Origin of the sequence: Pseudoruegeria sp. SK021, from assembly GCF_002119405.1 — a bacterium.
Taxonomy (GTDB): Bacteria; Pseudomonadota; Alphaproteobacteria; order Rhodobacterales; family Rhodobacteraceae; genus Meridianimarinicoccus.
In genome coordinates, this window is record NZ_MTBG01000040.1 from 1 (window position 1) to 21,008 (window position 21,008).

General features: G+C 58.9%; 14 protein-coding genes and 2 pseudogenes. 4 read left to right on the forward strand and 12 right to left on the reverse strand.

The window, feature by feature from the left end; genetic code table 11:
* Window positions 1-125: 125 nt before the first annotated feature.
* Window positions 126-593 (reverse strand): annotated as a pseudogene (locus BV911_RS16310) (IS5 family transposase); the annotation flags it as partial.
* 123 nt (window positions 594-716) lie between these two features.
* Between BV911_RS16310 and BV911_RS16315 the strand changes: the two are divergent.
* On the forward strand, window positions 717-953 hold the full coding sequence (locus BV911_RS16315; RefSeq protein ID WP_240512308.1) for a recombinase family protein: 237 nt from the start codon (window positions 717-719) through the stop codon (window positions 951-953).
* 52 nt (window positions 954-1,005) lie between these two features.
* Here BV911_RS16315 and BV911_RS16320 read toward each other — a convergent pair whose 3' ends face one another.
* The 9 genes from BV911_RS16320 to BV911_RS16360 form a co-directional block, all read right to left on the reverse strand.
* Complete coding sequence (locus BV911_RS16320) at window positions 1,006-2,298, reverse strand: HipA domain-containing protein (RefSeq protein ID WP_086054673.1); 1,293 nt, start codon at window positions 2,296-2,298, stop codon at window positions 1,006-1,008.
* A gap of 1 nt (window position 2,299) precedes the next feature.
* Window positions 2,300-2,656: a helix-turn-helix transcriptional regulator gene (locus BV911_RS16325; RefSeq protein WP_086054674.1), complete on the reverse strand. Its 357-nt coding sequence runs from the start codon at window positions 2,654-2,656 to the stop codon at window positions 2,300-2,302.
* A gap of 921 nt (window positions 2,657-3,577) precedes the next feature.
* Window positions 3,578-4,936 (reverse strand): hypothetical protein, encoded by a 1,359-nt coding sequence (locus tag BV911_RS16330; protein WP_086054675.1) that lies wholly within the window; start codon window positions 4,934-4,936, stop codon window positions 3,578-3,580.
* Window positions 4,937-4,989: 53 nt separating this feature from the next.
* Window positions 4,990-8,127: a hypothetical protein gene (locus BV911_RS16335; RefSeq protein WP_086054676.1), complete on the reverse strand. Its 3,138-nt coding sequence runs from the start codon at window positions 8,125-8,127 to the stop codon at window positions 4,990-4,992.
* Complete coding sequence (locus BV911_RS16340; RefSeq protein WP_139840121.1) at window positions 8,124-10,352, reverse strand: hypothetical protein; 2,229 nt, start codon at window positions 10,350-10,352, stop codon at window positions 8,124-8,126. The genes BV911_RS16335 and BV911_RS16340 overlap by 4 nt, the downstream gene beginning before the upstream one ends.
* A complete protein-coding gene (locus BV911_RS16345) occupies window positions 10,349-10,759 on the reverse strand; it encodes a hypothetical protein (RefSeq protein ID WP_086054678.1) in 411 nt (136 codons plus the stop codon). Before BV911_RS16345 ends, BV911_RS16340 begins: the two co-directional genes overlap by 4 nt.
* A gap of 675 nt (window positions 10,760-11,434) precedes the next feature.
* Window positions 11,435-12,394, reverse strand: coding sequence for a ParB/RepB/Spo0J family partition protein (locus BV911_RS16350; protein ID WP_086054679.1), 960 nt, complete (start codon window positions 12,392-12,394; stop codon window positions 11,435-11,437).
* A gap of 321 nt (window positions 12,395-12,715) precedes the next feature.
* Window positions 12,716-13,918 (reverse strand): Fic family protein, encoded by a 1,203-nt coding sequence (locus BV911_RS16355; RefSeq protein ID WP_086054680.1) that lies wholly within the window; start codon window positions 13,916-13,918, stop codon window positions 12,716-12,718.
* 253 nt (window positions 13,919-14,171) lie between these two features.
* Window positions 14,172-14,429: a helix-turn-helix domain-containing protein gene (locus BV911_RS16360; protein WP_086054681.1), complete on the reverse strand. Its 258-nt coding sequence runs from the start codon at window positions 14,427-14,429 to the stop codon at window positions 14,172-14,174.
* Between the two features lie 81 nt (window positions 14,430-14,510).
* Between BV911_RS16360 and BV911_RS16365 the strand changes: the two genes are divergently transcribed.
* On the forward strand, window positions 14,511-15,704 hold the full coding sequence (locus BV911_RS16365) for a hypothetical protein (RefSeq protein ID WP_086054682.1): 1,194 nt from the start codon (window positions 14,511-14,513) through the stop codon (window positions 15,702-15,704).
* 84 nt (window positions 15,705-15,788) lie between these two features.
* Here BV911_RS16365 and BV911_RS16370 read toward each other — a convergent pair whose 3' ends face one another.
* Both BV911_RS16370 and BV911_RS16375 read right to left on the reverse strand, forming a co-directional pair.
* The gene (locus BV911_RS16370) at window positions 15,789-16,064 is read right to left on the reverse strand and encodes a type II toxin-antitoxin system RelE/ParE family toxin (protein ID WP_086054683.1); all 276 of its coding nucleotides are present in this window, start codon (window positions 16,062-16,064) and stop codon (window positions 15,789-15,791) included.
* Complete coding sequence (locus BV911_RS16375) at window positions 16,057-16,350, reverse strand: type II toxin-antitoxin system RelB/DinJ family antitoxin (protein ID WP_086054684.1); 294 nt, start codon at window positions 16,348-16,350, stop codon at window positions 16,057-16,059. The genes BV911_RS16370 and BV911_RS16375 overlap by 8 nt, the downstream gene beginning before the upstream one ends.
* A 95-nt stretch (window positions 16,351-16,445) precedes the next feature.
* On the opposite strand from BV911_RS16375, the gene BV911_RS16380 reads away from it, so the two are divergent.
* Both BV911_RS16380 and BV911_RS16385 read left to right on the forward strand, forming a co-directional pair.
* Window positions 16,446-18,572: a UPF0149 family protein gene (locus tag BV911_RS16380; protein ID WP_168184110.1), complete on the forward strand. Its 2,127-nt coding sequence runs from the start codon at window positions 16,446-16,448 to the stop codon at window positions 18,570-18,572.
* A gap of 454 nt (window positions 18,573-19,026) precedes the next feature.
* Window positions 19,027-20,082 (forward strand): annotated as a pseudogene (locus BV911_RS16385) (IS110 family transposase).
* Window positions 20,083-21,008 lie beyond the last annotated feature (926 nt).

The following is a 21,008-nucleotide window of genomic DNA, read 5'->3' on the forward strand; positions in this document are numbered from 1 at the left end:
CGTAACGCCCAATGACCTGAGAAACTCAGATGTAGTCTCCATGGAGAAACTCGCTTCCTGTTATCCAACAGGAACCAAGTCGCAGAAACCTGGAATCAGAAGAAGGTGAGTTCCAGCCGCCGCTTACAGACGATCTCGCCGCTGGAAAGATCAAGACCAAGGTGCAGTTTGCGCCAAGAGCGTCGTTTGCGCTTGGTTTTATGCTTTTCCTCAAGCCAGTCACCTTCACCGAATATTTTCAGCCCGGTACTGTCCACAACCAGTTGCACTGGTTTGCCACTCTTGGACTTTGGCCTTGGGCGCAACGTTAGCCCATTGCCCCGGCGAGATAGGGTGGAAAAATCCGGCACTGCGATCGCAATCCCCAGCAGCCTTGCGATGGAACGCATCAAGCCTTGCGTTTGCCGCAGCGGTTGCTTGAAGACCATGCCCAGGGTCCGGCACATCTCAATCGCCAGATCCGAATAACGCTGTTGTCCGCCGCGCGTTGTTCTGCGCTCCGCTGACCACAAAGAGAGGGCGTCTTCGCAAATCCAAACCGTCAGATCACCTCGCTGTCGCAGGCCTTCGTTGTAATCCGACCAGTTGGCCACCCGATACTTTTACTTCGGGATCTTGTCACGACGATCTGCGTTGAACTTGTGCGGCATCTACAGCATCCTGAAAAAAAAACCGCCTCAATATCAGCAGTGGGACGATCCCTGCAACAACGCCCCATGAATGTCATCAACGCAGTTGCCCAGTTCGAACGGGATCTTCTCATTGAACGCACTCAGTCCGGTCTGGCCCGCGCTAAGGCCAATGGCATTCCCTTGGGACGCCCATCAGCCCTGTCCCCGGATCAGCGCACAGAGGTGAAGGAAAAACTCCAGAACGGCGAGACAATCTCAGCCATCGCGCGCCACTTCGAAACCAGCAGACAAACAATCATGCGCGTCAGAGATCACGCATAGTCCTGTGGGACTTTACGTACCTTTGTTGGGATAGACCCCACTACGGAGAGCATCAGCCCACCGCATCGAGGCGCGCCCGCGCCCAGGTGGTCGCCTCCGGGTCCTGCTCGGCAAGGCCGTTGACCAGGAAGGTCGCGCGCTCGGCTATGTAATTTTCCACTTCACGCACCCAAAGTTCGGCGTCGGGGTCCATCGCAATGACCTCCTCCACCGCCTGCGGCAAATGCTTCATGGTCGCCTTGCAAAGCATCTCGACGCGACGCAGCGCGGCTGTGGGGTTCAGGCCACAGAGTGCGGCCTCTCGCTGCCAGTGGCGACCCTTGAAGTAATCGCCTTCCCACTTCGTCGCGAGCGACATCGCCTGCTTGCTGGTGATGCTCGGCCAGAGCTTGGCGCACATCACGTCATAGATCGGCGCCAAGCTGGCGCCGGAGGCCGTGACCATGACCGAATAGTTCTTCGCATGGGCGTCGGTATTGCAGGCGATGGCGTTGAAAATCACGTAGTCGAAGATCGACAGTACCCCGCGGAGCGGATCGAGCGTGCGCATCACGCCGACAATGTCGCGGACCGTGGGGCCCCGCTGCCCGGTCTCGTTGCGCTCATACTTCGCACTCGGCAGGCGGCCCAGGGCTTGGCACATGTCCTCTTGGTGCAGGCGGCGCCAACTGTCGCCCTGCTGACGCCGGTCGTAGCGCTTCACCAGAAGATACCGGCGCGCGCCGGCGCGCCCCACCCGCACCTCCGGCGCGGCGAGGCCGATGAGAGCCGCCAGGCGTAGGCACAGCGCCTCGTTATAGACCCCGCCAGGCAGGTTCGCGGCATCCGGCTTCAGGATCCAGGTCGACGGCGCGCCCTCGACGGGGATCGAGATCACCCCATCAGCACCGACATGCACGCCAATCTTGGACTGGACGCCGGCCAGGGACATGGAGACACCGTCTTCGCCGACGAGGAATGGCTTCTTCGGCAGTTCCTGGATGATCCGCACAAGCGCCGCCTCGTCGGGCACCTCCCGAGTGGTCATTCGCGCGAAGCCGCGCTCGGAAAAGGACATGGCTCCGGAAGTATCCCGCCCGATGCTGGCCAGCAGCGCGAGGGGGTCGGCCTGCGAGGCGCCGGTGGCGCGAGCCACCATCTCGAGCTGCTGGCTTTCCGGCAGAAGGTTTGCCACCCACGGCAGGATCTCGCCCGCGCCATGGTTCGCAACCTCCAGAGGCATCCTTGTCGATATCGGGAAGGCACCGCGGGTCCCCTGCCAGTCGGCGTTGTAGGTCAGCGTCGCCGCGCCGTCTTTGCCAGGCGCGATTTCCGCCACTTCCCTGCTTTCGTAGTAGATCTTCATCTCAGTCCTCCAACGGCGGCAAATCGTCGGGCAGATCTTCGGGAATCCTGTCGGACGGATCTTCGGGGATCATGCCGGGAAGATCACTGTCTTGCGGCGCGCTCAGCGCGTGCTCAACCATCGGCACGATGCCGAGAAAGCGCGCAATCCTCAGGGCCGGGCCGATCCTCAGGGTCGGCTTCCCGTTTTCCATGTCCACGATGTAGCGCCGGCCCACGCCGGTCGCGCTGGCCACATCCTCCTGGCGCAGCCCCTGTGCCTTGCGCCTGGCACGGACCATCAGACCGAAACGGCGCGCATCTTCGGCACCAAACTGATCCGGTTGCGATATGGCGGACGACTGATCTTTGTTGCTCATGGCAGCACCTCGACTGATTGGCCAGGGAAACTGATGTTCCTGCTCGGTAACATATGGTGCTGTCGGATCGATACAAGGCCAAATGTTCCCGGTCGGGAACATATAAGGGTGTGGTGAGATATTATGGCTATATGTTACCGATCAGGAACATACATGCGAAGAAGGCCAGTCATCCCCCGAAAAGATCCCGATCGGTAACATCATGTAAGGCGTGGGTGAAAGAAATTAACCACCGCTCCCCGACCAGCCTAACTTCGGGCACCCGACCTCGATCTCGTAGACGATGCTGCGCGATGCGTCGAAAATCCGGTGTTCGGCAGCCGCGCTGCGGCAATCGTGACCCCGCCAGACGGCAGCAATGGGCCGTCCCGCTAAAAACGGGAGGATTACCCCATAGCAGACGGCGTCAGGCAGCGAACGGCATCCCTTATAATTCACAAGGGGGACCGCACGGAATGACGAAGCTTGAACTTCCAAATGGGATTCTGTTGGAGGAGATAGAGGAAGGCCTTCTCGTTCAGCAAGGCACGGAGGCTTATGTCGCACGCAATTGGTGCCTGTCTGCACCCGTTTCCGCGGCTGTCAGCAGCTTCGGATCCACTGTCGTGCCCCCACCCACCTCCCTCCGTGCCAATAAGATTGAGACATCCGACTGTGTGAAGTTTACACTTGAGGGCGAAGGAGACCGAACCCATGGTAATGCCTTCACAGATTCCGCTTTCACCGGATGCCGGACCTGAGATTTCGCCTGCGATCCCGCCCACCCGCGTCGTAACTGCCCCGAGCGCGCCTGCAGCCGAGATGACGGCCGCCCCGAAGCGGCGCCGTTTCACTGCAATCTACGGGTCTGGAGCCTAGTTCGGCCCCCGGCGCGAGAGGCACAGGGGCCGAGCGCCCATCCCATTTACCCGTCCTGCCATTCTACTCGATCAGCGGATAATCGTCGATCAGATCCGGCCCCGCGTCCGGACGAGGACGCCTAGGCGGCACGTGCTGCGAACGGAGGAGCACTTGGCGCTGCGAGGGGGCCTGACCATTAAAGAGAAGCGGCAGGCGCTCCGCCTTTCCGGATCCCGCGAGTGGAATCGTGTGCCGCAGATGCTTAAAATTCATGAGGCGTTCGGACAAAAGACGGTGACCAAGATGCGCGGTATCCAACGACTTAAGTGCCGTCTTGATCATTCGCTCGTTCTCCCAGAGGCGCTTATGCAGCTGCCCTTGACCCTCCATGGCGACAGGCGTGAGGAACTCCCTCTGAAGCTTGGCCGTTTGACGCAGAAAATGGCCTCTCTTGTCTGCGAGCATCTCCACATCTGAAGCGCAACACCCGTTCTGCACGCAACTGAATGCCTTGCCCTGTCGGTCGTTCAGGCCATCGAGGGTGTGGAACTCGGTCTTGCTCAGCATGCAATCGAGATCTGGTTGATAGATATCGGAGAAGCCACCCGTCGGTTTCGAGTTAGTTGATGGCTTAAGGTTCCAACTGAGAAAACTGGTTGCGAGCCTCGAACCCATGCCGTGGCTGACAGCGTCCGCAGCACCAAATATCGCAGGAGCCATGCCCGCGAGCCCGCCCGCATAGTCTAGGATAAAGGGTTGTTTGAGTCTCCGCCTCAGATCGGTCAGCGCATCAATCAGGACTTTGACATACCGTCCACGTCCGATGCCGAAGGAGCATACGCGAACCCACAATTGGCGGAACTCTAATTGCTGAAGTTGGCGGCAGATCTCTGCCCGCCAGTTCGGATTGGCGATCTGCGCCATCCGCACGAGGAGCATATAATCGATGGCGATACGCGAAAGATCCGCCGCATCGAGCGCTGCACGCAAGGCCACGCATGACTTAACATCATGCGACAGCCACGGATCACCCGGGCCGCTCAGCAAGTGTGACGGTGAGTGAATAACATCGACGTGATTCTCTCTCGCGAACTGCGCAATGGCAATTGCGTTGGCAACAATCATGTCTTCCGTCATGTCGCGTGGCCTTGGCACAGGCCCCTTCGGCATCCAGGCAAACCTGCCGCGATAGCTCTGAGAAAAAGCCTGTGCAGCTGCTTCGGCGCTTTCGGTATCAAGAGTTATTTCACATGTGTGATTGGCAGTCAGTTTCTCCACCAATCCAGGTTTGTTTTTCAGAACTGTCGCAGGGAAAACAAAGCGCCGACATTGCCGGGACTCGTCAAGCAGGCTTAAGGTCTTTCGCGCATCCTCGTTACTCTTGAAATTGTTGACACGCAGATAGTTGTCTTGATCCCGTGGGGTGTCCCCTTCATGCATCTTATACCCTTCCCCACTCACAGATCTGCACCGCCCCTGCGCGTTTCAAACCATTAATCAAAAATACGATCCTGCACCTTTAGGACCACGCTTAGACTCAAACCGAGCACGCGCGGAGTAAGACCGAGTGCGATGGCCAGAGCGTGGGCCGCGAAGATTGGTGCACCCGACGCATAGTTGCCGGACACCTCGTGGAGCCGGGTGTCTGGATTCTCGCCATCGGGACGCGCAAGCCTTACGATCAAGGTGACGCTGTGCGCGCCGGGCTTCTTGCGCCACGGCGTATCGGCGGGGCACACGGCGTCCCATTCCGCCCGTTCTTCTGCTTCTGGCTGGCCCTCCAGATGGAGCGCCCACCGGCGTGTAGAGACACCGCTGATCAATGCGCGCCAGCGGATGACTTCATCGAGCTGCGTCAGCCTTAGCCCGGTGTTCGTGCGCGTGGCGCGCATCAGGTTCACCGCGCACCACCAGGTGAGGTCATGCCTGTGCGTATGCCGCAGCTTCCAAAACTCTCGCAGCAACGTCTTTCCTTCGCGAATTTCGGCCGCACTGCGCGGCGGCTTCGGCGCAAGACATCCGGCTTCATTCTTGAGAAAAAATCGCGGGGACCCTTTGCGGGTCTTAAGCTCGGCGAGCGACCGGGCGACATTTTCCGCCACCTCAAGATCTGCCTCAGACATCCGCACCGCGGCAGATACATCGGCCCGGGACACCCCGCCTTCGATCAATCGAAGAGCCTCAATCAGTTCTACCGGATCCGCAAGATCGCTTGCAGCATCGTCACTGTCAGGCCCCCGCGGCAGAGTCTGCGTGGCGGTTTCAATCCAGACAATCCGGTCAGAAATCGCCGCCGCCATACGATCATAGGCCACACGGTCGATACGTCGGGCCACGGCCTCGAACACGCGCAGATCCCAGCCATGAATGTATGTGGTCGCGGTCGTTGCAGCCGAACGGTGCCCAGCATGCGCAGCGAGCGCGGCCATCCCGTCACGCCGGCGAACTGCAGGGCAAATGGTCTCCGCCGCGCGGGTTGCTTCTTCATTGCTTAGTCCACAGAGCCGCTGGCCCAAGGCGGCCCGGTCCATCAGCGGGTGAGGCTCAGGGTGCCGGGACTCGGTCATTGCGCGTTCCAGATCAGTCAGTGCAGCATGGCGGAGCGAATGGTTCGAGATATCGTCATGGCCCGTGGCCCGGCGCAGCACATCAGTAATCAATCTACCAAGGGATGCCGAAGAAATCCGGGCCAGACCAACCGGCGTCGAAAGGGCGATCAGGGGTCCGTCCCCACCAAGCAGACGGCGGCGCAGCACCCATCGCCGCAGTGCGCCCGATTCTTCGGCACTCACCATCGCAAAAGGACGAATGCACCGCCTCGAAGCACGCGTCTTATTTGATCCGAAGCGATTAGGACGGATGAACAAAACCGGATTGTCGAGGGTGGGTTCAATATCCACCAATGCCGCCTTACAAACCTCGCTGACGCGCAAAGCCCCGCGCCGCTGCAAGATCATCCCGGCCTCTACCGCCAGTTGGCCGTCCGAATTCAACTCAGGGTGAACTCGGATCAAGGACCGGGCCCTGTCGAAGGCCGCCGCCGAAACAAGCCGAGGCGCAATCTCAAACGACAGCGCTGCGAACTCATCAGCCGCGGTCTCGAACAACGTTTGATCTATTTCAGGCAGGGTCCAACGGAGGTCCTCAACTCCGAAGCGATACAGGCGACGTAGCAATTTTCGCGTCAATGCCCGCTCGCGGGCCGTGCGAGGGTCATCCTCCAGCACCTCGACGATAACTTGCCCGAGCGCATCCGCATCCGATGCCTCTAACACCAAGTCTCCGGCACAGTCGAGAAACCGGTCAGACAGGGCCGAATGGTAGCGCCGCACCGACGAGGGTGCGAGTGTTTGGGCCAGATCACAATACCAGTCGAAGGCCATCCTAGCCGCCGATGGCCACCACGCCGTATCCGGCTGCGCGGCCGCTAGGATGCTGGCAAAGGCCTGCTGTGTCAGAGGGATATGGTCGGCGATTAGGTCTCGATCTTTGTTGGGCGCAGCCTGCGCCATCAAGGCGTGAAGGGCAGAGAAGGCCCGCGCTTCGCGCCGAGCGAACCCGTCATCGTCAATTTCTTCGACATCCAACTCTGGCGGTGAAGGGTCGAATTCAAGCGCCGGAAATGCTTCCATGCTATCCTCAGGTCCGGCCCGGAACGTCGCTTCCCAAACTTCTGGCGTGGGCGAGGCCCAGCGAATTCTGCCGCGCGCAACACCCGATGTCACAGCGTCCAGACCGGTCGAACTCGCTTCAAGATCAGCGAAAGCACCATCGATTAAGCTGTTCAGGCCCGGCGGTCGGCCAAGAGACCCATCTGGATCAAGGGCGGCACGAATAAGGTCCGTCAGCCCCTTACGGCTCGTAGCGGCAGCGATGATCGTCGCTTTATCCACGTCACTGGCCCGGGTAGTAAAATAGGCTGTCAGCGCGATCAGACTGTCCGGATCGACATACCAGCGCCGCAATGCATAGGGGCCTTCGGCATCTTTGCCGCTTTGTATTCTGACGCGGGACAACAAGCCAGATGAACCACTAGCATTCAGAGTGGTCTCTGCTTCGTCAGGCCCACGCCGGCGCGCCTTGAGATCAATCCAGAGCGGCAAATTGTGTGCGGCCCTGATATGAGGTTCCGGCGTGACCAGCCAACGCGCAAGGACCGACAGGAAGATCGGATCGCCAAGACCGCCATGACGAATGGCGCAGGCAAGGACTAGCCCGGCCGCTTCAAGTGCCGAACTGGGCTGTCGTGGCTGGGCAAGGCGCATCGCCAGTGCTTTGCCCCAAGGCCGCCAACGCCGGAGACGTTCAAGCCGCGCCAACGACCATCCGGGGTTCCGGGTACGTATACTGGTGATTGCGGGCGGCGCGGGCAGTGGATCCTGAGGATGACGCGCGTTCCAAGCATCCACCACGTCGTGGAGCGCGTCGGTCATCTGCTTTGCCGCCTCAATCTCTTTGGCGCTTGCCTTGAATTCTCCGAACAGGCCTTTGATATGTGCCTCCGCATTCCTTGGGGCAAGACCACCCTGCCGAAGCCATGGAAGCGCATCATCAATCATTGCCTTAGCCAAGTCGGCGGCCCGGGCATGTCGGTCCGCGGCACGCGCTTGGCGACCAGGAATGCCGCTCATGTCCTTTTCTCCAACGGACTTACACAAGGTGTCAGTCCAACCGACTGCAAAAACTCTTCTGCGGCCATCGCCACCGCACGCAGATCACTGATGGACAGTGTGGCAAACGCGCCCCAGGGCTCCTCGCCGAGTCTGGCATGGCCAAAACTGGCGTCGATTGCGTCCGGAGCTACTCCGGCGGATGCAAGGTGGGTCCGCAACATGTGACGGGACAGGTTGGTCTGCACCGGCAGAACCTTACGCCGACGCTGGGTGATCTCATGACGGCGCGGCTCTATGATTGCCCCTTCGGGAGACAGGAAGAAGAAGAGAGGCGCGGTTGAGCTGGCACGCCCTTGCGCCGCGACGATCCGATCGGTGATCGTCGACTCCACCCTCCATTCTAAGGTCTCACGCAATGCCTCCAAGTGTCCGATCCAATGCCGGACTTGAGTGATGGCAGAGGGCGGCAGGGCAACAATCCGTTCAGAGCGACCACCGGCAACCGCCTTATCCGCGATCCCCAGAAGTCCGGCCTCCAGATCAAAATCTGTTATGTTTTCGAACGGTGCGTCAACCGGGCGATGTCCGGTCGCAGCCTTTAGAAGCTCAAGTGTGTAAAGCGTGAATCGTTCATGGACCTCGGCCAGCTCCTTGATGGTGAGCGGGCTGCCATGGCCGCGATCTAGATCAAGCTTTGCGCTCAGATCCTTGAAGGTCTGAATGAGCGCTTTTCGCGGCAATCGCTGGCGCGACCCGACCATAGAACTGGATCTCGGGCTTAGCGGCGGCTTCAAGCCGAGACCCTCCGACAGAGCCGTCCCCCAAAGGGCATTGAGATCAGTCGTCTTTAACTGCGTGTAATGCATCTGCGCCCGCCCGTCAGGATCTTGTCCTGTCAAAACCCCGATCGCCGCTTGGTCTGCGCCACGATTTCGCAGCCACGCGGCAAGCCATCCCGTGATGCGCCTCTGCGTATAGGGTCGAGAAACCTTGCCCCGCAATGCCTTCAATGCTGCATCGCATTGGCTGGAATCAAAGCCGACCAATTGGTCCGCTTGAAAGGGCTTTGGCACCCCCAACCGTAAGCGTTCGCGACCATCGCTGGTCACTTTAGTGGCAAGGTGCTTTGGTAAATCCACGACAAACGCCGGCAGGTCCACGGCGATTTCGAGTTCAATTGCCCCGCCTCTGGTCTTGTGCCAGACCTCGCGATATGTGGTCAGATCACCTTCTTGGAGCGAGACCGCATCCACCTCGAAAGCGGCGCGCAGCCGGTCAACCGACCGCCCATAAATGAGAGACAACGCAACTGCCGTGAGGGCCGCATCACTGGGCGCCGCGCAGGCCTCTGCGAGCAGCGTCCTAGCCTCAAAATCTGTCAAAAGATCGACACTTGCCGGCAACGCCAGATCCTGCATCGCGGCCGACATGGCGGCAACCCTTGTCCGTTTCTGATCACGAGCACGGTCATCGTAGCTGCGCCCGCTGCGCGTTAGATGTCGAACAGGCTCTGGTGCGTCAGCCCGGGCTGTGGAATCTGGCTCATCCAGAGGGTCGGCAAGCTGACCCGTGTCAGCATAATCAATGAGCCCATCAAAATCATGCGGTGTCGATTCAGCCTGCGCAATTCGCACCCCAGTTTTACGATCAGAGCTATTCCGTTCGATCGTCGCCCGGTCACGCGAAGCTGCATCCAGAAGAGCCCGAATGGGTCGGGCCCGCAAGAGGAGCTTATGCGGCGCATCCCCGGCCTCCTGCACCACCAAGAGATTACGTGCATCCTTCAGGGATTTCGCATGGCGCAGATCAAACGCGGGCAGCAAAGAGATGTCAGATCGTTTCAACAGCCGGAAGGCAGAACAGGCATCTTTGACAAGCGACTCCACATCGGCACCGAGCGGTCGATGGAGGATCGCAATCACAATCCAGCCGCCCAAGGTTTCTGCGATCGTCAAATGCGTCGATTGTTTAAGCGGTGCAGCGAACGCCGCGGCCACCGGTGCCCTACCGAAGTTTTGACCTGCCCGAATATCTCTAAAAATATCGGGCAGTGAAGGACGTGACAATGCCGCCGCGCTCGGCTCTTCGTCTGCCGGGCATAGGCTAACGAGCCGCGTCGCTACATGATCCAGCTCGGAACTTCCGGGCTCCATAGCCAGTTCGGCCAACCGGCCCATCTCACGTCCCAGAACCCCGCAAGCCTCGGGAGGCACGTGATCCCCAAACAAAAAGCGCGCCATCATTTCAGTATCTCCGCCCTGAGTGCAGCTTCAAAAAAGCTTTGAGACGCATTGCGGCTTGGCGGTTCGCAAGAAGCTTTGGTCATTCCCGCCTGTATGGGCGCAACCTCGCCCTCTGCCGCGCGGGCAACCTCTGCGGCGGTTAACGGCATCAGGATAGTGGTGACCACGGAGCCGGTCGTCTTCGCATGCAAGTAGGCTGCAAAGCCCGACACCAAGGCCGGCGCACCGGCAGGCTCGTCCGGCGCGACCACCACCAGACCGGGCAGAGCTGGCATCAACGGCCTCGCCGCAAGGGGCAATCCCAGCCAGGCCTCAAACGCGGCGCGCGCACCAGCATGTACTGGGAAGGACCCATCGACCGCGAAATCAACAACGCGGACGATGACAGGCTCGCACCCTGACGTCACTTTAATACTGTCATTTGATAGTTTCACTTCGAATCATACGCATAAAATTAATCTACACAGATGGAATTATGATTCAACGTAGAACTTATCGTAGTTGTTTTTAATGTATTTTTTTACTCCAATATACGCAACTTTCCCATTACAGCATATCACTATCTATACCATATGAGCGAGCCACCTGACAGACGCATAATCAGCGATTTCATTTTGGATGTACTACCGCCTTCGCCTAGAAGACGGCTGCCGGCCGCGGAACCTAAGCTGGTCAGTCTCATCCAGCGCGCCCACCGCAAAGATGGGCAGCCGGGTGATCGCCAGCACCCCTTCAGAGGCCTGAAGCCAAGCCTTAAATGACCCCCTTGCGCCTACGAGCAAGCAAAGCCGCCGTTGCGCGCGGCAGCCTGACGCCCCAAACTCGAGAAGAGAGGCATCGGATCCAGCCCTCAATACTGGTAAAGCTAAAAAATCAATATAATTGGACAATATTGCCCAGAGTAACGCACTTTACGCAAATCTAGAAGGCGCCATATCTACTTAAAAATGTGGTAAAATTATCTTCAATACTACTAGATCGCAGAATCCACCCTAGTAGTTCCAAACAATCAGCAACCCAACCATCCATGTTCGAAGCGGCGGCCCGCCGCTGAAGACACGTGATCTTGCCACGTGGCAAGATCACGTGCTTCCAAAGCGATCCTCGACAAATTTCCGGATGGCGACCTCGAATGCGGCACGAGACAGGTTTTGATCGAACTCAATCTTCACATTCTTGCCGCTCGCGCGCACCCGGATGCTTTTCTCCGATCCTTCGCCATACACCTTGTCCGCCTGCCCCGCCGTCGCTCGCGGTAGGACAGCTGCCAGCAGTTCTTTCAGGACCGTTGCACCATCTTTTCCGCAACCAGCCGCCTTTTCGCCCGCCAATTTCTGCGCAACTGCGATGACTTTTTCGCGGCTGTCATCATTGCCCAGAAGGGGCTTCAGCTTTCGAGCGTGCACTTCCGTGATGTCTCGGATCGAGTCATAAGCGTCGACGATCTCGGCAGGCAGCTTCGCCAATGTCAGATACCGGGACAACCAACTTTCACTGACCTCAAGCCGTTCAGCCATTCTCACTTGCTTGCCGCCGTAATACGTCTCCAAAGCACGGGCATAGGCGCAGGCGCGCTCAAAATCGCTGATGTCCTCGCGGTCACGATTCTCGACGTCGGCAATGCGGAACGCTTCTTCATCCGTCAAATCCCGGAGTTCGATTAAGTAGGGAAGCTCCGGATGACCATTTTCTCGCAGCCAAGAAACCGCAAAATGTCGGCGGGCGCCGCAGATCACTTCGTAGGCTGTATCGTCCCCATCCGTTGTGCGTCGCACGATCGCGGGAAACTCCTGTCGCCCCTGAGCCCGGATGCCGGTGATCAGGTCCGAGCAGTTTTCTTCAGTCAGCAGATTGTAAGCACGATCATGCTGGGCCCAGATCCGGCAATCAGCAGGATCGACCCACGAACGGTTTCCATCCCCCGTCTGCGGACAATTCGATGTGACGTTCGTTGACGGAGCAGGTTTTCTTTTTTCAAACGGATCGGGCGGCAAATAGGGTTCACCAAACAGATCCTGAACGAATTGATTGCCTTCTTTCATAACGCCCTCTTTCATCACTCGTTTTAGCAGCCTGACGCGCAACTGCTTATCGTAGGGTTTGATGAATTTGGGCCCGCGCCTGCCCGACCATTCTAACGCCAGTATCCACTTGGGATCTACAGCATCGCCCAGAGCTATGACCTGCTGCGAGGGGCGTATTAAAATTGTTATCGGCCTGCTGCACGGTATGGCGCCGCCATGTGCCTTCATATCATGCCCCAGCGAGGGGCACGAGGCCGTCTTTGCGGTCACACGAATTTTTGAGAGCATGGTCGAGCGAGATGCCCGCCGACGAGAAGGTCAGCGGGCGATCGGAATGCTTCAAGCTGGCAAGTCCGCATCCGTGAACAAATTTGGAAAGAGCCGTTCTCGATAATCCAATGGGAACGCCAGACGAACCGGGGTCTTTGGAGACGGAGAGATCAGATATCCCGCTGAGGTGAGCTGCTTCAGAGTATTACGGGCCGTTCGCTCAGACGTCTTGAGCACGATATGCGCCTCGCCTCGGTCCAATTTTCCGTGGCGCAAAACAGCGGACATCAGATCAGGGGCACGCTTGTCATCAATCGTATCCTCGACGAGGCGACGATAGCGCTTGTCCAACCCTCCGAGGTCAAACAGCTTGGCAGAAAATGTGATCTGGTCCAGCGCGACGGTGAGGAACCATTCACAATAGGTCTTAAGCGCCGCCTCAGACAGGTTGCCCCGTCCATCGCGATCCCCGCGCCGGGCGCTGTCAGCGAGATCCATCATCCGCTTGTAGTCCCCGCGATCCGTCAGTCCGCGCGCAAGTCCACGGGATACAGACCACAGCCCCTCTCCGCCAATCCCGGCGGTAAAGGCCATGGCATGCGACATCAACCGGCTGACCCTACCGTTCCCATCGGGGAAGGGGTGGATGTAGTTCAAGCGGTGATGTGCCGAGGCAATGGCGATAATTCGTCCGCTCGCGGATCGCGCCGCGATCTGGAACCGTCTGTCAAAGTGATCCATGAACGCCGCGACACGAGGTGACGACGGTGGCAAGTGACGTCCGACAGCGACTTCTCGATCCCCGCCTTGCCGCATGTGGCCGGGAATGATCGGCTCGCGTGTTCCATCGGCGAATTCAACGACCCGGAACTCATCTGGCATTTCGTCGTAGAAGGCCTTGTGTACCCAGGTCAGAAACTCAACCGAGGTCGGCCGGGGCAGTGAGCCTGCGCGATGCCTCTCGTCGATCGCACGCTGAACGATGACATGGGCGCGCGCCTCCAGGGCGAGAGGGCGGGTTTCTTCTTCAAGCTCCGCACCGGCAAGCGCGCGCTCAATGTCACGGGGCCGGGTGTTGTGGCCCTCAATCAGGTTGGAATAATAGCAGTTCATCACCCTGACAAAATCGGCCAGTTCTGCAGCACTGTCAGGGTGCAGCCCTTGCCCCAGCCGGGTTGCCTCGCGCTGAATTTCAACAGAGAGGTCGGCCAGAGTGGCGGGTATCTGGTCTTCGAAGAAGCAAGGCTCGATCCTGCCGGGTGTTTCCAACATTTTTTGCCGATCTTTGATGTCCTAAAAGTGTAGTATCTAAATATACTTTTTGACTGAAGTAGCAAATTTTTGCCGATAGTGCCTGCCGATCTTCTTTGCCGCCCCTATGCGCATTCAGCCTGCGAGTTTAACGTAAAGCCCTTCGTGATAGACCTCCTCCTCTAAGCCGTCAGGAACCCTCCCCCATGCGAGGCAGGATTAACTCGTTTGCCACGAACAGTTGGCAAAGCAAAACTCACGGATACTGGCAGGCCTACAACTGCAGACCCTCCGGAAGCGCCGCCGCCACCGCCGCCAGAATGGGTCCGGGCTGTACCCCAATCGCGCGCAATAGGATCAGCAACTCCACGACATCGATCCGACGCTGACCGCTTTCGATCCGGGCGATCAGGCTTTGATGGCAGCGTAGCCGCGCGGCGAGATCAGCCTGCGTGACCCCTGCAGTTCGCCGCGCCTCTATAAGCTCGGCAACAAGTGCGTCTTGGGGTGCGGAATACAGGGTCTTGGACATCAATAGGGCTCCGAGCGGCACGCCCTCTTCCCTTCATCCATTTTTTAGATTATCTAAAAAATAGATTATATGGATGCCGCTATGCCCGCTTGCTTCTCGCTGACCGCGTTCGAACGCCTTCTGTTTCCTCTGCACAGGTCCATCTATGCTGGCATTGAGAAAAACCTTCGCCTTATGGAGGCTGTCCAACCCGGGCTACTAGCCGGGGCATCCAAGTTCGCCCGGGTGACAAATGCGCTTGGAACTCAGGATGCCATCGATCCGGCCAGTCTGGCAGGCATGACACTTCCTGCCTATGACCTCAGGGTGATCATTGCGGCAGATGGTAGCCAGCCTTTGCGAAGAGTGCTGAACCACCAGATCGAGATTCTGCCACATCATGACCGGCCGTTTTCCCGGTACTCTGGCTGCCACCTGATTGTGGTCACTGCCAGCGAGACGTCGCAGGCAGGCTACATCGTGCCTCTCGGCTATGTCCTGCACGGTCTGGGGGATATTGTTCTGCGCAAGGATGGCTACCAGATTTATCAACACCATCTCTACCCGAGCAGTGCGCCGATGCCATTTACCCCAATCTCCTTGGATGCCGATCCGGGCCTTCCTTGGTCCACCTATGCCGGGACCGGCCTTGTCTATACCGGACTGACCAGCCGGGACTGGGCTACGCGTCTGAAGGAGCATCAGCGCGCCGCCCGGTCGGGCAGCGGCACTCTTTTTCACCACGCCCTTCGCGACCACTTCTTTCCGATCGTAAAAACCGAGCACGAGATCCTACGGGTTGGCCTGACCAGAGCCGAGGCCATGCGATTGGAGGAAATTGAGATCGAGGCAAAATCTCTGTTTCCGATCCACAATCGCGGCCTCAACATGATCCCCGGCGGCGAGGCTGGAATGCGCTTTATTTCTAAGTGGCGCAAAACTGATGGCAGCTTACCTGATCCCGGGCGAGTCGAAGAAGCCTACGACGATGCCCTATCCGAGATGCTGAACGCCCGCCGGGCCGATTGCGCGCCAGACGGCTCTGCCATTGCGCGCCTTTGGGCCGAAAACCTGTCCTATCGCATCGGGGTCACCTGCGGCCGATCCGATCGCCTGTCGCAATTGCAGATCACGTTTGCCCGTATCTGGGATGCGTGTGGTTGGCCGCAGGAGAAGATCGCGCTCAATCTTGATGGCGTTGATCGGCGACGGGCGACCCTGTCTCAAGTTCGAGATTTGCTTGCAGGGCGGACTTATGCCGAGATCCCAAACCTCCTGCCGAACAGACAGTCGTAGTCAATCAGCTATGATTGCCCGACGGTGGTAGTTTCGACCCTGCCAAAGGCACATCGGCTTTTTGGTTCAACATGAGTGATCTGCTCAAGGCCACATTTGGGCGGCGTGAAGCACACGCAGAACTGTCACAACTGCCGGCGTTTCGGCATAGACCACGATGTAGTTTGGACGAACGACCAACTCCCGCGTGCCTTGCACTCTGCCGGTGCGGCAACTTTTGGGATGCGCAGGGAGCCGCGCGACCTTGGTGTGAATTTCGTCCATCACGGCAAGCGCCGCATCCGGGTTGTCGTCCGCGATGTAATCGACGATCGCCATCAGGTCGGCAATTGCTGCGGCCTTCCAGTCGAGGTCAGGCACGGCGCTTTTTGTCAATCAACGTGCGGGCTTCACGCATAACCTGGTCATGCGGTATGGTCGGGCGCTGATCGATCAACGCATCCTTCACCTTGGCGCGAAACCAAGCGTCATAGGCATCAGGGTCAGCGGTCAATCCGGCAGGCATACCACCTTCCGCAGCCACTCGGGTCAATAAAATTCGTACAGCATCGGACAGGGTAAGGCCGACACCGGCCAACGCATCGGCCGCCTGTGCTTTGAGATGATCGTCCACGCGGACGTGGAGCATTGAGGTTTGAGCGGGCATGGTGTCTCCTAATGTTAGATCTATTGTGTATCTCAATTGAGCCTTCGTCAACTGTTTGCACGCAGGTTCGATACTGTCCGGGAAGGAACGACTGCATGCTGGCACATAGCGTAACGACGGCGTTGGCAACGTTGGCCACGGCACCAGATGCCGATCACGCCCGGGCCTGTCTGGATCACGTCAGTGCAGCATTGATCCGTGCGCCCGAGGATGCAGTCGCAATCGTCAAAGTGCTGGGTGCCTCCGATCATGACGATGGCCAAGACGATCCTTTGGCGGAAATCCTGTCGGCGGCGCTCGATGTGGCGCGAATGGCGCAAGAGAAGGATCAGGCGCGGGGTGAGGTCTTGATCGCGACCTTGAGCGCGGCCGTGGCGCAGATGGCAACCGACGGCGATCTGACGATGCCGGGACGCCTAGTCTTGTCGCAGGCCTGGGTCCGGGCCGGACTGACGCCGCCAGAGGCCTTGGCTTGGCAAGACGGCGTGCCCGACGATCAGAGGGCCGGGGTCGATGTTGTTGACCCCTTCCAGCTTGACCAGATGATCGACGAGGTGTTCGGCGACCTGGTCACAGAGGCTGAGGGCGATGTGTCGATGGTGCATGGGGCTTTGTCGGAAATGCTGCCGTCCCTGCCTGCAGACATTCGTGAGGCCGTGATCCGCGTGGCCGTGGCCCGGCCGGACGCTATTTTCGGGCGCTTGGGTTGCGCGTTCTTGCTTGACCCGGCCTTGGGCACCCGGCTGGCGGCGGCGGAAGGACTGACGGCACGGTTTTCGGCCGGACGGCTGGAGGCCGAGGTCGCGGCGCATCTGGTCAGCCTGCGCAGCTGGCTCCCCGATGATGCGGCACGGGCCAGCCTTGATACGCTGTTGCAAAGGGCCATGCGCCGCGGGGTCTCGGGTGGTGAGGCAACACGGCCCTGGGCGGTTCACAAAATTCTGGCCACCCTGCCCGATGGCACTGGATCGCAAAGCGTGGCCGTATCTCTGGAACGCGGCAACCAACGCGCCTTGGCGATGCTGCTGCTCAAACAGGATTTCGGCGTCAAGGATGCCTATCTGATCGCCTGCCCGTCCGCGACGGAGCAGCGCCGGATTCTGGACAGCTTAGAGACAGACACGGACGCCCTGACGGCCACACCAGACTACTTGGTTGCGGCGCTTGAACTGGCACTGGCCGATGGGTTGGCACATGGCCGTCCGCCCGCGCCTGGGCTGGTCGAAGTAGTCGATGTCTGCGGCTTGACCGGTCTGCGCCCACAACACCAGACCACCGCCGAGCTGCTGCGAGCCCTTGATCCGCAGGGCCGTATCGCCGCCCTGTCGCCACAAGCCCGCGGCCGCTTGATCAATGCCAGCGAGGTCTGGCCCGATGCGCATGACATGCTCGACAGCTGGTTTGAAGACGGCGATGCCTGCCGTGAGGTCCTTGATGTCCCGCGTGCGCCGCGCCGGATGGAAACCGCCCTCTGGACTTGGCTCGATAGCCGCCGGGACTGGTGGGCCCGGATCATCGCCCGGTCGGCGCAACTGCTGCTCGACACCGGCCATGCCGACGCCCAGAGCTTCATCGCCACCGCCCAGTCGCTGATCGAGGGGCGTCCGCTGCGCAAGATCCCGGTGATGGCTGAGGTCCACGATCTGACGATCGGATCGTGGCTGCATAACGGTGCAGAAGACGCGGTTGGCCCCGATCTTGATGGCTCTCTTCTGGAGGACCTCGACGATTTGCCCCCCATGCCTGCCCCAGAGGCATCCGGCGAGTTGCCAAAGCTTCTAAAAGGCGCGGCACTCTCACCGGGTTGGATTGACGGCTACCTCGTCTCGATTTGCGTCGCGCCAAAGCCAGTGACCCCGGACCGCTGGGTACAGCCCCTGCTGACCGCTGCCCTGCCCGTTCTGACCGACCGCCATCTGCAACGGTTCCTCGATTTGATGATGTTTCGCTACGACGCCGCCCTCGACCAGCTGGCCGACCCCGCAACCTGTGAGGCAGCGCTCGCCGCGATGTCCCCTGGAAGCCTTGGGGATTGGTGCGCCGGATTTCTCGCCGGCAAACAAAACTTCAAGTCCTCTTGGCCTGCGAAAACGCTTGGGCCAGCAGACAAGGCGATCTTGCGACAGATCACGCAACGGACCGAGGCCCCAGCCACCGATGTTCCGCCTAGTCCCGATCTGGCCGCCTGGCTGATCCGCAGGTTTGACACACAGCCCGAATGACAGTGGGTACTGGAACGCAATGCGGCAATGCAAAACTTGCAAGACTGGACCATTGTGCAGTTGCAGCATTAGCGCTAACATCAGGTCATTCGATTGGGTCTCTCCTCCCTGACCCAATCGCGGTTTTTAATGATTTGGCGGCATCCATCTCCTCCCGGATGCCGCCATTTTTTTTGTCTGACGGATATCTGCACCGGCTGCGTTGACGGCTCCATCGCACGAGAACCGCGCACACCGACGATGTTGCATGAAGACGGTTCGGGCTGCATCTGCCCCTTTCCTCGTTTCGTTATGCGACACGCTCATAGGTCGCACGACCGAGACTGGTATGCGGTTGAGGGCTTTGACAGCGATCTCGGCTTCGGTTGCCTGGGGGCGCTGATGCTGTAACCGCCCCCCGACGGCATCTGCTGTGCCAAGGTGGGATCGCAACAATCCAATTTGGGAGGCGGTCATGTCAGAAGTTACTACAGTCGGACTCGATCTGGCGAAGAATATTTTTCAAGTTCACGGTGCGGACAGCATGGGCCATGCGGTTGTTCGCAAGAAGTTACGACGAGCGCAGGTTCTGGAGTTTTTCAATCAGTTGCCCCCTTGCGTGGTGGCGATGGAAGCGTGTGGTGGCGCTCACTACTGGGCGCGTGAAATTGGAAAACTGGGCCACGATGTTCGCCTGATCCCTCCGGCGTATGTGAAGCCCTTCGTGAAGCGCCAAAAGAACGATGCGGCCGACGCAGAAGCGATATGTGAGGCCACCGTGCGCCCATCGATGCGGTTTGTGCCGGTCAAGAGCGAAGAGGTCCAAGCGACAGCCATGGTATTCCGTGTTCGCGAACTGCTCATTCGGCAGCGCACACAGCTCATCAATGCCCTTCGCGGTCACTGCACAGAGTTCGGAGTCATTGCGCCGAATGGTGCCATGAATGCAAAGAAGTTGATCGCTGCCGTAGAAGATGAAGCCTCCGTTCTGCCGCAGGCTGCGCGCCAGGTTCTGGAGGACCTCATCGGCACACTATCCGATCTTGAAGCCCGGATCGGCAAGCTTGACGCTGAGATCAGAACCCGCGCACAAAACAACGAAATGGCACGACGGCTGATGACAATTCCTGGTATCGGTCCGTTGATTGCGACGGCGCTCGTGACGCTAGCGCCTCCAGCTGAGACCTTCCGCCGGGGCCGTGATTTCGCGGCGTCGTGCGGGTAGCACGCCTCTGGCGTGACGTTGGGCTTGGTGCCGCGACAACATTCTACGGGTGGCAAACAACGTCTGGGGGCAACGACGAAGATGGGCGAGCGCTCGCTGAGGGGATTGATGGTCATCGGTGCCAACAGCGTGGTCATCAAACGACATGTTCACAAAGCAGCACAGCCCGGTACCTGGCTCGCAGGAATGCTATCGCGCAAACCAACTATGCTGGTGCGCGTGGCACTGGCCAACAAAATGGCGCGGATCGTCTGGGCCTTAATGGTCAAAGGCGGCGTCTATCAGTCTCCGGTCGCGGCGGCGTAAGCCGACCGTCGGTCGCGAGGACGTCGGAGCGAAAGAGGGCAAGGAGCAGTTTGGCGCAATAGTCGTGAGACGGGATCGGGAAAACCAGTGCGCAACAGAGTGCCTTTGAGCACGCGGCGTTGATTTGGACCTGATCTTCGAACACCATCGGGGCCCGCGACATCTGCAAGGTCGCATCTTGAGGCCGGACATATGTCAGCACCCGACGACGCGTCAGAAAAAGCTTCAAAATCCCTCTTGCGTTTGGGGCGGTTACATATGTTGCGCAAATCTGAAACGGGCCGCAGTGCCCCTTCAACGCCACTATTTATATGATAAATATACTGTCAGGATAGCAAAATCAGCGATCTACCTGGGGAATGCGGGCTAAAGGGTTCGAAGTATTAAGACACATTAACAAGTGTCCTCATTCTTAGGACCTCGTTAACCTTTATACTAGAGTATCAGGAGCTGCGGCTGAAAGGCGGCACCCGCTCTTTTGACCACTATGGTCTCAACGGGTGCCGGATCATTTTTCAGTGGTTTCAGTGGTTTGATAAGTTTAGTGGGTGACGGAACTTTCACGGGACCTGCACCACTAACGACACTGGACGCTAGGTGGTGAACGAATAGTTAACTCTATGGATTATTCGTTCACCATTTATCCTAGGCGTGAGAGATTGTTGCGCTGATGATGCCAATTGGCATTCTCATGTTTGGATGCCCCCCCTGTAGGCAATGGGGGCTGCAAGTCTGCGGATCAATGAGAGTCGAGAGGGGCGGTTTGCTTCTGACGCAGTAGCCAAATTGCGCAGGCGAGGAGATATGGGCAAAAGTTGGTGACGCTTGATCAGGCGGCGGTTTGAAGTTGGCGGATCCCATCCCGGAACTCAACCCCTTGGATGATCTCGGGGAGGCGGTTTTGACCGTCGAGTTTGCGCCATTTC